The organism is Candidatus Villigracilis affinis (genome assembly GCF_016705895.1).
In the GTDB taxonomy this organism is placed as follows: Bacteria; Chloroflexota; Anaerolineae; order Anaerolineales; family Villigracilaceae; genus Villigracilis; species Villigracilis affinis.
Genome location: NZ_JADJKT010000004.1, coordinates 191,295 through 204,089, shown reverse-complemented (window position 1 = coordinate 204,089; position 12,795 = coordinate 191,295). Strand labels below are relative to the sequence as shown.

Here is a 12,795-nt window from a genome sequence, read left to right as displayed (position 1 = left end):
TTATACTATGTATCATAAACCCAATTCCCGGGTCGGATAGGGTTTATGAAAACTCCGGGACAAAAATCCCGGAGTTTTGATTACAAAACTACATTCCATCATCTTTTGGCGGTGCGGTCTGTCCATAATCGAGCACGGCCCGCATTTGTGTGGCGCCTTCAGGCGGACCGACGATCTTCTTGTCCTCCATCATATCCACGATGCGGGAGGCGCGGGTGTAGCCGATGCGCAGTCTGCGCTGCAGCATGGAAACAGATGCGCGGCCTTCCTTGCGGACAAGCTCCACAGCATCATTGAAAAGCGGATCGCCTTCGACCTTGGCCATATCATCCCAAAGCGGAGTCTGTTTGAGCGGAACATTGGTCGGCACGGAGTCTGCGGGGTTGGAACCCGCAACGGCATAAGGGCTTGCTCCGCCTGCCTGGTTGCGCCAATATTCCACGAGGTTTTGAATCTCATGATCTGAAACGAATACACCCTGCAAACGCGCAGCGGACGGCGCATCGGGCGCTTGATAGAGCATGTCACCGCGGCCAAGCAAACGTTCCGCGCCGGGCTGATCGAGGATCACGCGGCTGTCGGTATTGGATGCAACAGCAAAGGCAATGCGCGCCGGGAAGTTGGCTTTGATGAGACCCGTTACTACATCTACTGATGGACGCTGAGTGGCAAGGATCATGTGAATGCCCGTGGCACGCGCCAGTTGCGCGAGACGTGTGATGGTCTTTTCGGTTTCATCAGGGGCGATCATCATCAGATCGGCCAATTCGTCGATGATGACCACGAGGAAGGGCAATTTTTTCTGTCCCTGCAATTTCATTTTCGCGTTGTAATCAGTGATGTTACGCGAGCCCACCTGCGCAAACAGGTGATAGCGTTTGTCCATTTCACGGGTCATCCACTGCAAAGCGCCGATCACGCGATCCATTTCAACAACTACTGGGCCGAGCAAATGCGGAATGCCGTTGTACCCGGTCAATTCCACACGTTTGGGGTCGACAAGGACAATGCGCAGATCATCGGGTGTGTTGTACAACAACATACAAGTGAGGATGGAATTCACACACACAGATTTACCAGAACCCGTAGTTCCTGCGATCAACATGTGCGGCATGCTTTCGATACTGGCAATAATGGGGAGACCGGCTACATCGCGTCCAAGCGCAAAACTCAACGGCTTGGTATTGCGTTTGTAAACTTCACTTTCCAAAATATCGCGCAGGGCCACCATCGCCATTTCTTCGTTGGGCACTTCAATACCCACATAGCTGTGACCCGGCACCGGCGCTTGAATACGGATGCGGGGAGCAGCCAATGCGAGCGCCAGATCATCGGAAAGGGATGCGATCTTGCTTACACGGACTTTGGTCCGCACGCCGCCTCGGGATTCAAGGAAAAGCGGCTCCACTCCGAATTGCGTGATCGATGGTCCACGGCTGATGGCAACGACTTGCGCTGGCGCGCCAAAGGAGGCGAGAGTCTCTTCAATTAATCTTGCGCGCTGCTGGATGAAATCTTCATTGATGGATGGGGCATTGCCCGAATCAAGAATATCGCTGACGTTTGGTAATGTCCAATGAATGACAGTTGCGCCGCTGGTCGTGCGCGTGGGTTGGACTCCAACCGCCGCGGGCTTCACTTCGGGCATGGCAGAAGCGTCGATCGGGGTGAATTCCTCTGTCGAAACAGGAGCAGGTATCGGTACGTTTGAAGCGATGGGCCTGTTCAGCAGTTTCCGAATCCAGGCGATTAACGGTCCGAGCCAGAAGAATAATTCCTGCACGGGTTTGTCGAGCAATATGGCAATGCCGATCACCAGCCATGCGACGAGGGCGGTGAAGGCTCCGCCGCTGCCGAACCCGATCCAAAGAACCCATTGAAATTTTCCGCCGATGTATCCGCCGCCAATGCCTTTGAGGGCGACGGCTTCGGCGGTTTCGGCTGTGGCAACGAAGGTATGCAGGATGGTCAGCAGCCAAAAGAATAGGATGAGGCTGCCGACAACACGTTCAATGGAAAGCGGGGGAATGCGTTCGATCTTACGGAAGACGAGCCACAAGCCAAAGATCAACATGCCCAGCGGAAGGATGTAAATGCCCCAGCCGAAAATTTGCGAGATGATGGAAAATATTTTTTTAATCGGCTCGGAATGGGTTGGCGAGACCAGCCCAAGAATAATGACAACCCCAATGAATGCAAGGAGAATACCTACTACATCGAGCTTGCGCTCCGCTGAAAGATGATCCCAAAAGGAGAGCGCAGGCTGCCTGGGAGCAGGCGGCGGAGGCTGGTGGGAACTTTTCCCTTTGCCATGCGGTGCTTCTCCTTTTTTAGGGGGAAGGGTTTTGCCCGCAGGTTTTGTCGATTTTTTCGGTGGGGTGGATGGTTTAAGGAGTGGCATATTAAAGGGATGAAGGAGGACTGATAGAGGATGAAGATGTGTCACATCCTTTATACCTGCCTGACATCATATAAATTTGCGTTTATTGAATTCAAAAAGATTATAGCACAAATGGTCTGTTATCTTTTGTGATGTCGGGCTGGCAAAAAAGACCAAACTTTGAGAAAAAACTTGCAATTCCGTGGATGGAGTTTTTTAGTCCATGCTTTCAGATACTCTCCACTTTCCCATAAGGCGGGAGAAGGCCATTTCTTTAAGGTACAATTGCGAGGTTTAACGCCGATTATCATTACGTCTTTTATATTCCCGATTCACCCCCGGGTCTTCAAAACGTTTTCCTGAGGAATCAACCTTGTTCGAAATACTTTTTCTTGGCACATCTGCCTCCGCGCCCTCTGCAAAACGCGGGCTTTCGGGACAGATCGTTTCCCATAATGAATACCGTTTCCTTGTCGATTGCGGCGAAGGTACACAAAGGCAGATCCTGCAATCCGGCATCGGATTCAAACGCCTGACCCGTATTCTATTGACCCACGGCCATCTCGATCACATTCTCGGGCTGGGCGGCTTGCTTTCCACTTTTTTGCGCTGGGAAGCCATCGAAGAACTTGAGATCTACGGCGGTCACAGCACGCTCGAACGCGTGCGCACGCTTCTATTTGATGTGGTCCTGCGCGGCAATCAACCTCCCATGCCGCTGGTTCTAAAAGAGATCAAACCTGGGGTCATTTTCGACGCCGAGGATTTTACCGTTACCGCATTTTCGGTCACTCACCGCGGACCGGATTGCCTTGGCTATATTTTCGAAGAGAAATCGCGGCGTCCCTTCCTTTCTCAAAAAGCGGATGAACTCGGCGTGCCATTCGGACCGGAACGCCGTGACCTGGTCGATGGCAAGGAGATCACCCTCGCCGATGGCACACGCATCAAACCTGACGATGTGCTGGGGGCGTGGGAAAAGGGCAGTAAACTCGTCCTTGTGGGAGACGCCGGCCGAACAGACAACCTGCTCGAAGCCTGCAAGGATGCCGATACGCTCGTCATCGAATCCACATATCTCGATGAGGAAGCCGACATGGCAAAGCAATTCTCTCATCTCACCGCGCGCATGGGTGCGGAACTCGCCATAAAAGCGGGGGTTAAAAAACTAATTCTTACTCATATTTCGCGCCGCTATCGTGAAAAAGATGTGATCGCCGAAGCGCAATCCATTTTTCCAAACACGGTGGTGGCCCGCGATTTTGACAATTATCAAATCAGGAAAGAAACAGACAATGGTAAATAAATTTACAGTAGGGGTACTTACTTCCGGCGGCGATGCACCCGGTATGAACGCGGCCATCCGGGCTGTGGTGCGAACCGCATTAACCAACAACTTGCAAGTTATCGGTATTCAAAACGGATACGAAGGCTTGATCAACGGCGAGTTTCACCCGATGGATGCCCGTTCCGTGGGTGGGATCCTGCAGCGCGGCGGGACCATTTTGCTCACCAGCCGCAGCAAGCGTTTTCAGGAACCGGCAGGCCAGCGCGATGCCATTCGTAAAATGAACGAAGCAGGCATGGATGCGTTGATCGTGATCGGCGGCGAAGGGTCGATGAATGGCGCGTATGCGCTCTCGCAAAAAGGCGTGAAAGTGATCGGAATCCCCGGCAGCATCGACAACGATATCTGGGGCACGAATATCGCCATCGGCACCGATACCGCCATGAACACCATCATGGAAGCCGTGGATAAATTGCGCGACACCGCCTCCTCCCATCAGCGCGCCTTTGTGATCGAAACCATGGGACGCAACAGCGGCTACCTTGCCGTCATGGCTGGGATTGTCTGCGGCGCGGAGATGGTGTTGATCCCTGAAGTGCCTGTAACCGGTGAAGAAGTGGCCGCCGCCGTGGAAGACGCTTATCAACGCGGAAAAACTCACGCGATCATCATCAATGCCGAAGGTTCCGCCATCCGCACCACGGATCTGGTGGAAAAGATCGATACCCTCGACCTGGGCTTCAAAACACGCATGACCATTCTCGGTCATATTCAACGCGGCGGTTCCCCGACCGCTTATGACCGTTTGCTGGCGTCCCGCATGGGAGTCAAAGCTGTTGAGGCGCTTGTGGAAGGTCAACATGGCGTGATGACCGGGCTGAAAGGCAAAGGCGTGGATTTTATTCCGCTGCTGGATGTGATCAGCAATAAGCGCAAGGTGAACATGGAGTACTATCATATGACCAAGGTGCTGGCGAGATAAAAGACTTTGAAGGTTCGAGAGTTACGTCCTAAAAGTTGAAGCCGCTGGGAATTAATCTCGGCGGCTTTTTTGTTTGTTCAGAATGATTCTGCCATATTAAAGTTCGGAAATTAGCGGCTGCCCAGCACTTCTTCCACTCCGTGCAGGCGCATATCGAGCAGTTGATTGAGGGTGAGGTGTTCACCGTATCTCTGACGCATTTCGCGGATGAAACGCGGGGTGACGTGGTGAATGCTCAACTCAACCAACTCATCGGCGGGCAGGTTGCTGAAACCCATTTCGCGCAGTTCACGCACAAACTTTGGGGTGACGTTGTGGATGCGCATCTCGACCAGTTCCTCCGTATCCACATCTTTCAAACCCGCTTCCTTCATTTCAGCAATATAGCGCGCGGTAACGTTGTGAATGCCCAGTTCGACCACATCGTCCACATCGAAACCTGTCATGCCGAAATCGCGCAGGGCTTTCATGAATTCGGGGTCGATGTTGTGGATGCTTAATTGAACGAGATCATCCGTATCCAGATTCTTTAATCCAAATTCGCGCATCTGTGCAATGAATTCGGGCGAGACGCCGTGTGTGCCCAACTCGACGAGGTCATCGATATCCAGGTCTTTGATCCCGAGCGTTTGCAGCTCTGCGATGAATTCAGGTGAGATATCGTGACTACCCAACTCCACGAGATCATCCACGTCGAAATTCTTGAAGCCCATCTTCTTCAACTCGGCGATGTATTTTGGGGAAATGTCATGATTGCTAAGTTCGATCAGGTCATCCACGTCGAAATCTTTCAGTCCCATGGAGCGTAATTCGGCAACATATTTTGCGGAAACGTCGTGATTGTTCAATTCGATGAGTTCGTCTACATCGAGGTCTTTTAATCCCAGTTCGCGCATCTCGGCAATGTATTTGGCGGAGACGTCGTGATTGCTAAGCTCAACCAGTTCGTCCACATCCAGATCCTTCAAGCCGACTTCGCGTAATTCGGAAACGTATTTTGCAGAAACATCGTGCAGGCTTAGTTCAACCAGTTCATCGATATCGAGATCTTCAATGCCCATATCACGCAGTTCGCGGACGTAACGCGGGGTGATATCGTGAATACGCAGGTTGACCCACTCGCCAAGGCCGTCTGGTTCGATGCCGAGGGCGAGCATTTCGTTGATGTATTCTGCGGTGAGGCTGTGTTCCTGCATTTCCTGAACATCGCTCAGGGTGACGTGGTCAATGCCTGCGGTTTTGAGCGCGGCGACCAATTCGGTGGAGGCGCGCTGTCCACGCGGGGATTGGGGAGATTCAGGCCGAAGGGGAGGGAATGGCGCTTGAGGCGGAACAGGCGTCGGGTTGTCTGATTCGGCCGAAGGCTCATCCACTTCCTCCAATGCTCTGAAAAGTTCCTCGCCTTCTGCGGCGGTGATCTTGCCTTCCGAGATCATGTCTAAAATCATCAGGCGTTCTTTGGTTCCATTCATGATTGATCTCCTTTAATTTGAGCGAGCAATTTGGTGGCTTCCTGCACGTTGATCTCGCCGCGACTCAGACGCGCAAGGATCTCCTGCCGCCGCGTGGAAAGGTCATCCGCTTTGGGCGATTCCTCGAAACCCATTTCGGTAATGACTTCATCCAATTGTCGGCGGATGGCCCAATAGGATTCTCCCGTCTCGCGTTCCATCTCTTTGACATTGCCGCGATTGCGCACAAATACCTCTAAAAAACGCAGGCTGTCTGGTGAGAGACGGAAAAATGGCGAAAGTTCGAATTTGCCCACCACGCCGGTGCCGCACGAGGTGCAGTTGAGTTGCGTGACGACCAGTGGGGATGAGCAGCTTGGGCAGGATTGGGGGATTAATGGCATAGGGTTAACTCCTGACGCCATATTAGCAAATATTTTGCATTAAGTCAATAGTTTTGATGAAATACAAAATATTTTGGTTTTTCGAAAATTTATTTGGTTTACAAGTGAAAAAACAGGGTTTTGACTAGAAATACGCTAAAACGAACAAGCGATCGAGAAAAAGAGCCTTGTTGCTGAATTTGGAGTAAATCCGTATAATCATCAATGGACTAAAATCATTTCGGAAGATGACTGTACACAAGTAGAAAAATAAATTTTCAAGCACTGATAAGCGCATCCCTTTTCCAAGCCATCTGATGCCAGCATTTTATTTTATTGGAGGAGTAGATGTTTCCTGATCAATATAATTTTCAATTAGCGATCAACGACTTCCAATCTGCGCGCCTCAAGGCAGGCATACAGGAAGTCCTCGCACGTATCACGGGAAAATCAACCCAACTTCTTTCGTACGAAGAAGTGGCCGAAAAACTAAAACTGCGATCACGCACCGAGCGCGGCATACAACATATTCCGCTGAATGCAATCGTCGGGAGCGTGGGGCGTTACACCGATTTCACGCGCACATTTTTGCCGCGCAGCGACAAAGACCGGGAACGCTGGTCACGTGTCAAAGCCGCATTCGTGGGAAGCAACGCAAGCCTGCCGCCGATCGAAGCTTACAAAGTCGGCGAAGCCTATTTTGTAGTGGACGGAAACCATCGCGTATCGATCGCGCGGCAGGAGGGATTATTATCCATTGAAGGACGCGTGATCGAATTCAAAACGGACATTCCGCTCACCCCCAACGTACAGCCTGATGATTTGATCATCAAGGCAGAATACGCGGAATTTCTCGATACGACCCGCATCCACGAATCGCGGCCCAATGTAGATCTAAGTGTCACCTCCTGCTGTCAATATGAAAAATTGATGGAACAGATTCAAATCTGCCAATATGTTATGCAGGAGGAACGCAGACAGGAAATCCCGATTCGGGACGCCGCCGCAAACTGGTACGACACGATCTACATTCCCCTCGCTGAAGCCATCCGCGACCGTGGACTATTACGTTGGTTCCCAAACCGCACCATCACCGATCTGTTCTTGTGGATCTCGGAAAACCGCGCCGCACTTGAAAAAGAACTGGGTTGGGAGATCCAATCTGATATCGCCGCAACAGATTTGATTCTGGAAGAGAGTGCCAAGTCTGAGCCTGGGAGTTGGCGCAAAGCGCATATGGTCGCCCGCTACACCGACCATCTTTTCACAGACCTTCTTGTCCCACTGAGCGGATTCAAAGAAAGCTGGGATGCGCTCGATCAGGCGCTCATCATCGCAAAACACGAGAATGCCAAACTGCATGGCCTGCACATTGTTGAAACAATAGACGATGCACACAGTTCAGATTCGCTGGGAGTAAAAGCGCGTTTCGACCAAACGTGTGCGGAAGCAGGCGTGGAAGGAAATCTTGCCATTGACGTTGGCGACATCACCACCAGGATCTGCGAACGCGCCGTATTGACCGACCTCATCGTTGTAAAGATCACCAACCCGCCAACCGCTGGGATATCTGCTTTGCAATCCCCATTCCGAAAGATCATTGAAAAATCATCTCGTCCCCTGTTAACCATCCCTGAGGAGGCACGACCCTTCAAACGCGCCTTGTTGGCATTTGACGGAAGCGACCGCGCAAAGGAAGCCCTGTTCGTAGCGACCTATCTCGCAGAAATGTGGAAGACCGAGCTGGTCGTTTTCACCGCGCTTGACTCACCTCAATTAAAGGCAGATGCGCAGGATCACGTTCGCCGCTATCTCGACCTTCACGAAGTGGAAGCTGAATACATAGTCAGCGACCGCGGAGCAACAGAACACTTAAAACAGACCGCGGACGAAAATAATATTGATCTGGTGTTAATGGGTGGCTACGGCGGTTCCAAATTGCAACAAGTATTCATCGGCAGCGCGTTGGATTACATGCTGCGGGAATCCAATATTCCTATCTTTATTTGCCGGTAAAAGACGGTTAGCCAACAGCTATTTGATCGTCACCTGGATTACCGCTGTATCCACGATTTGATCTGTCCGCACTACCAACAATTGCACAGCATACAAACCGCTCAAACCGCTGGTATCCCATTCAGCGAGTACAGCATTTTCAACGGGAGCAATGACATCGCCGCCCACCTGGATCCATTCCTGCGGATTCAAGCCCTTCCCCACTTGCACACGATAGTATTGAAAATTCTCACCCGCAGCCGTGCCGACGATCTTCACGACTCCGCCGACCTCTGCGAACAATTTCGGCTCCGTGATATTCACAAATGGATTCACAGGCGGCGCTTGAATGGCATCGTAGGAGGCTGGTGGAATATCCAGCCCGGCGCTCAAGGCCCAATCCCGAGCAGATTCGGGAACCAGCATGTAAATGCGAGTCTCGATCAATTCGGGTGGCGTGAACACTGTGGCAAGCAAGCCCGTCTCACGATTGATCCCAAACTCACGATATAAATTATCCGCCTGTATCGGCTCACTGCCGTTCAGAAAAACCTCACTCACCAAACTCGGACATTCTTGAGTAGGCAGCATTCCAGATGGATCACACACCGTAATGGTGGATACATCTTGGGGTACAGTCCATCCATCGGCAGGCGCATCGCCGGAAGCGGTTTGCATTAACGCGCTCCACAATGCGGCGGGGAATCGCGGCGTAACTGTTTCATTCGTATCGCGGCCGCGCACACCGGTCCATGTCACAACCACATGCGCGGGCGTATAACCGACCACCCATGCATCGAGCCCATCTGTGGTTTGACCAACCTTCACACCTGCAGGTCTGCCGATCTCCAGCACATTGGGCCGCCCCAACGAAGGCCAGCGCGCGGTTTCATCGCTCAGCACATGCGTCATCAAATACGCAAGCGCAGGAGTCAACACGGGCTTCGCCTGCGGCAGAGACCAATCCAACAGCATTGAACGATCCACACCTTCCACACGCAGCACGGTTGTCGGCAGAAACTCATCGTCCATGTTCTGGCCGAAATAAATACCCTGCTTCCCAAACACACCATAAGCGCCCGCAAGCTGTAACATCGTCACCTGCTCATTCGGCTCGACACCAAACGATGAAGCAATGCTGGTTACATTTTCGATTCCCATTTGTGCCTTCAACGCTTCCACAGGAATTTGATAATCATTCGCCAGCGCAATTCGCAGCCGCACAGGCCCGTGATATTCGCCGTCAAAATTTTGGACGACACCTTCGTCAGGGATATCCCACGTCAACGTAGCTGGACTCAAGCCGCGGGTGAATCCTGTCAAATAAACGAACGCATCCAAACTGGACCCGGGCCTGTGTGCGGTCACGAGCGGTGTTTCCTCACCTTGAACAGTTTCACCAACCACTGCCAATACCTGGCCATGATTCGGATCGAGGATCAACGCGCTCGCAGAAGAATCGGTCAACGTAACGGCAGGCGGCAGCGACGGCAGGAATCGCGCAGAGTCACATTTTTCGTTTGGCTCAACAAGACCAGCCATGCGCGCCGCATACACTTCAGTGACACAGGCCGCCTGCTTTTGAAGATCGAAATCCAGCGTGGTAATAATATTGATTCCGCCGCGCTCAATGCGATCACGCGGCAGTTGCGAATCCAACTGGGCGAGGACCATGTTGACGAAAGCCGGAGCAGGCTCGGGCTGAGTCTGAGGCGCGGACTGGATCTCGGGAGTCTCTGCCAGGGCCAGTTCAGTCGCTTCATCGCTGACAATTCCAAGCCCGTTCAAAACGTAAAGCACTTCACGTCCGCGCTGTAAAGCCACCTGCGGAGCATCCAGCGGATTGAGCGCGGGAGTTTCACTCGCCGCCGCAAGGATCGCAGATTCGGCCAGCGTAAGCTGTTCAACCGCTTTGCCAAAATACAACTGCGACGCGGCTTCGACCCCGTAGGCATAATTGCCAAAATGTGCGCTGTTGAGATACCACTCCATCACCTGCGTGCGGCCAAACTGCGCAGTGATCTGCGCCGCAAGAATCCGCTCGCGGACAGCGCGCCGCAGCGACGGCGGTTCGTTGTAAATGACCAGCCCGCCGATCAGTTTTTGCGCGATGGTCGGATGCACATTTGCATCGTCCAAACCTTGAAGGGAATATCCCGAATGTTTACGAAATTGCGGGTCCTGCACGGCGATGACGGCATCGATTAAATTGGCGGGAATATGCTGGGGATTTTGTTCATTGACAGGAATATAACGCCGCTGTGCATCGATCGGCGCAAAAGTAAAAAGAGTCTGCGTGCCTGTGCGGTCATAGATGCGCGAAGGTTCAAGCAAAAGACCATCAGGCGGGTTGAGTAAACGCGGAAGAATTTCAACAGAAGGAAGCTCGCGCGTGACATCGGCATAGACGAACGCGCCGAGAATGATGAACACGGCCAGCAAAAGTGAGAAAACAATCCCCCCGCTGAGAATCGCGCCGCGCGCGTTATTCGCCTGTTTGTTTTGCTTTTGCAGTCTGCGCTCGCGCCGCGCACGGAGGAGAGGGAAGTATAAAGGGGGGGGAAGGAGAGAGGGAGGAAAAAAAAAAAAAAAAAAAAAAAAAAAAAAAATAAAAAAAAAAAAAAAAAAAAAAAAAAAATTTTTTTTTTTTTTTTTTTTTTATTTTTTTTTTTTTTTTTTTTTTTACCTTCCGCCCGCCGCCCGCGGGGGGGGCAGGGACAGGCCAAACAATTTTTTTCGGGGGGGGGGGGGGGGGGGGGGGGGAATACCACACCACAAAAAAAAAAAAAAAAAAAAAGGAAACGGGGCGGCCGGGTTGTTGGCCGCCCCCTTTTTTTTTTTTTTTTTCCGGGGGGTTTTGGGGAAGACCCACCACGAACTTTCCCCCCCCCCCTGCCCCCCCCTTCTTGCGGCGGGCCCCCCCCCAGCGCGACCCCCACTTTCCCCCAACAAACATCCGCCATCAATCATCCAACAGATCCGCGAGGAAACCCAACAGCCCGCCCTTTTCATCTTCCTCTTCGACCTTTTCTGCCAAATCGCTATGTACTACCCCGTTCTGGCCGTTGATCAGCACCAGGTGTTCGCGCCCATTGAACGGCAATTCCGTCATCCATACTGGGAGCAGGTTGAGCTTGAAAGATTCAACCAAAAGATTTGCCGATGAAGTATGCACTATGTTCGCGTTATTGATGTGATTCGGCAATTCATTCTTGTACTTTTTGTAAGCCTGGCTGCGCGCATCCAGTGAAGCGTCAGCCATGGGCACGTCGTAAATTTCGGCAGGCCAATCCACAAGAAAGCGCGGATCATACGGCTGGATGGATTTCATATCGAAAGTGGGAATCATCTTCAAAAAGACCGCCGACGGCTTTTTTGAAGCGGGCAAGGGCAGGTCATCTTCCATGATCGGGTAGTCGCTTGTAATGCGGACAGGCCTTTTTCTCGCCACGCTGCAGTCCAAGATCTTGTTTCGCCTATTCACGTCTTCCATTTCGTAGGTGTAATCAATCGCCCCGCCAATATCGAAGGTCCACAACGGCAGATACAACCCGCGCGGAAGCTCCACCTGCTTTTCAGGTTTGATCTGATTCCCCTCCACCCAATTGATAAGCAATTTAACGGCCTGCTTCTGGTTGAATGCATGCGGAATGATCCCATCGGGCGCAAGCAGGTCTTTTGTCTTTTCAAGGCTCACCACATGCGGCGAATTGCAATAGGCACACGAAACAGAAATTTGTTTCGGCGGCAGAATGAACTCCGCGCCGCAGCCATTGCAACGGAAGACCTGTTCCTGCAAGGGTTTTCCGTGTCCGCGCGCGGTGGCCATCGCCACGATGAAATCTTTTTCGTTGGCAGTCCCTGAGTCGAGCGTTTGATTGCGCGTACAATATTCACAGACCAATCCATGTCCATCGGGAGAAAAAGACATCCGTCCGCCGCACTTGGGACACATGAAACGCTGTGCATCTGATTCGCGCATTCCCACAGGCTCGGCTGGTAATTTATCAGGGTTGATTACTTCATTGGCTTTGAGCTTCCCATCCAAAATCGCCAGCGAACGCCGTGCACGCGCATGATGCATTTCATGAGCAAGGCAATTCTCCAATGCCTTGCGTTTTTCGGCGGGATCATCCACAACCTCGCTCATCCAATACCAGGCCTCAGCCAGCACATCAAAAGAAGATGACATGTAAATGGCGCGGTCCAAATAACGGCGGGCCGAATCCTTGCCGCCCGTTTTCGCCTCGATAATTCCCGTACGGAGAAGTTCCTTGCCGTAATCGTCCATGTTTTTTAACCGCAGATGAACATAG

At 52.1% G+C, this 12,795-nt stretch carries 8 protein-coding genes; 3 read left to right on the top strand and 5 right to left on the bottom strand.

Features of this window, described 5'->3' with window-relative positions; genetic code table 11:
- Nucleotides 1-88: 88 nt before the first annotated feature.
- Nucleotides 89-2,401, bottom strand: coding sequence for a DNA translocase FtsK 4TM domain-containing protein (locus tag IPI86_RS02300; protein WP_345296362.1), 2,313 nt, complete (start codon nucleotides 2,399-2,401; stop codon nucleotides 89-91).
- 352 nt (nucleotides 2,402-2,753) lie between these two features.
- Here IPI86_RS02300 and IPI86_RS02295 point away from each other — a divergent pair, with 352 nt between their 5' ends.
- Complete coding sequence (locus IPI86_RS02295) at nucleotides 2,754-3,686, top strand: ribonuclease Z (protein ID WP_345296361.1); 933 nt, start codon at nucleotides 2,754-2,756, stop codon at nucleotides 3,684-3,686.
- Nucleotides 3,676-4,650, top strand: a complete 975-nt coding sequence (pfkA, locus tag IPI86_RS02290) for a 6-phosphofructokinase (protein WP_345296360.1) — start codon at nucleotides 3,676-3,678, stop codon at nucleotides 4,648-4,650. Before IPI86_RS02295 ends, pfkA begins: the two co-directional genes overlap by 11 nt.
- Nucleotides 4,651-4,760: 110 nt before the next feature.
- Here the strand turns inward: pfkA and IPI86_RS02285 are convergent, their stop codons facing one another.
- Together IPI86_RS02285 and IPI86_RS02280 are read right to left on the bottom strand one after the other, a co-directional pair.
- On the bottom strand, nucleotides 4,761-6,122 hold the full coding sequence (locus IPI86_RS02285) for a hypothetical protein (protein WP_345296359.1): 1,362 nt from the start codon (nucleotides 6,120-6,122) through the stop codon (nucleotides 4,761-4,763).
- Entirely contained in the window at nucleotides 6,119-6,505 is a 387-nt protein-coding gene (locus tag IPI86_RS02280; protein WP_345296358.1) for a DUF2089 domain-containing protein, read from the bottom strand. Before IPI86_RS02280 ends, IPI86_RS02285 begins: the two co-directional genes overlap by 4 nt.
- Nucleotides 6,506-6,832: 327 nt before the next feature.
- Between IPI86_RS02280 and IPI86_RS02275 the strand changes: the two genes are divergently transcribed.
- Nucleotides 6,833-8,500 (top strand): universal stress protein, encoded by a 1,668-nt coding sequence (locus IPI86_RS02275; protein ID WP_345296357.1) that lies wholly within the window; start codon nucleotides 6,833-6,835, stop codon nucleotides 8,498-8,500.
- An 18-nt stretch (nucleotides 8,501-8,518) separates the two neighbouring features.
- On the opposite strand, the gene IPI86_RS02270 is transcribed toward IPI86_RS02275, so the two are convergent.
- Complete coding sequence (locus IPI86_RS02270; RefSeq protein ID WP_345296430.1) at nucleotides 8,519-10,912, bottom strand: transglycosylase domain-containing protein; 2,394 nt, start codon at nucleotides 10,910-10,912, stop codon at nucleotides 8,519-8,521.
- A 529-nt stretch (nucleotides 10,913-11,441) separates the two neighbouring features.
- A complete protein-coding gene (locus IPI86_RS02265) occupies nucleotides 11,442-12,770 on the bottom strand; it encodes a hypothetical protein (RefSeq protein WP_345296356.1) in 1,329 nt (442 codons plus the stop codon).
- Nucleotides 12,771-12,795 lie beyond the last annotated feature (25 nt).

Coding starts and splice junctions, on each gene's coding strand:
- pfkA (WP_345296360.1), top strand. CDS start 3,676: ATGGTAAATAAATTTACAGTAGGGGTACTTACTTCCGGCGGCGATGCA.
- IPI86_RS02300 (WP_345296362.1), bottom strand. CDS start 2,401: ATGCCACTCCTTAAACCATCCACCCCACCGAAAAAATCGACAAAACCT.
- IPI86_RS02285 (WP_345296359.1), bottom strand. CDS start 6,122: ATGAATGGAACCAAAGAACGCCTGATGATTTTAGACATGATCTCGGAA.
- IPI86_RS02275 (WP_345296357.1), top strand. CDS start 6,833: ATGTTTCCTGATCAATATAATTTTCAATTAGCGATCAACGACTTCCAA.
- IPI86_RS02265 (WP_345296356.1), bottom strand. CDS start 12,770: ATGGACGATTACGGCAAGGAACTTCTCCGTACGGGAATTATCGAGGCG.
- IPI86_RS02280 (WP_345296358.1), bottom strand. CDS start 6,505: ATGCCATTAATCCCCCAATCCTGCCCAAGCTGCTCATCCCCACTGGTC.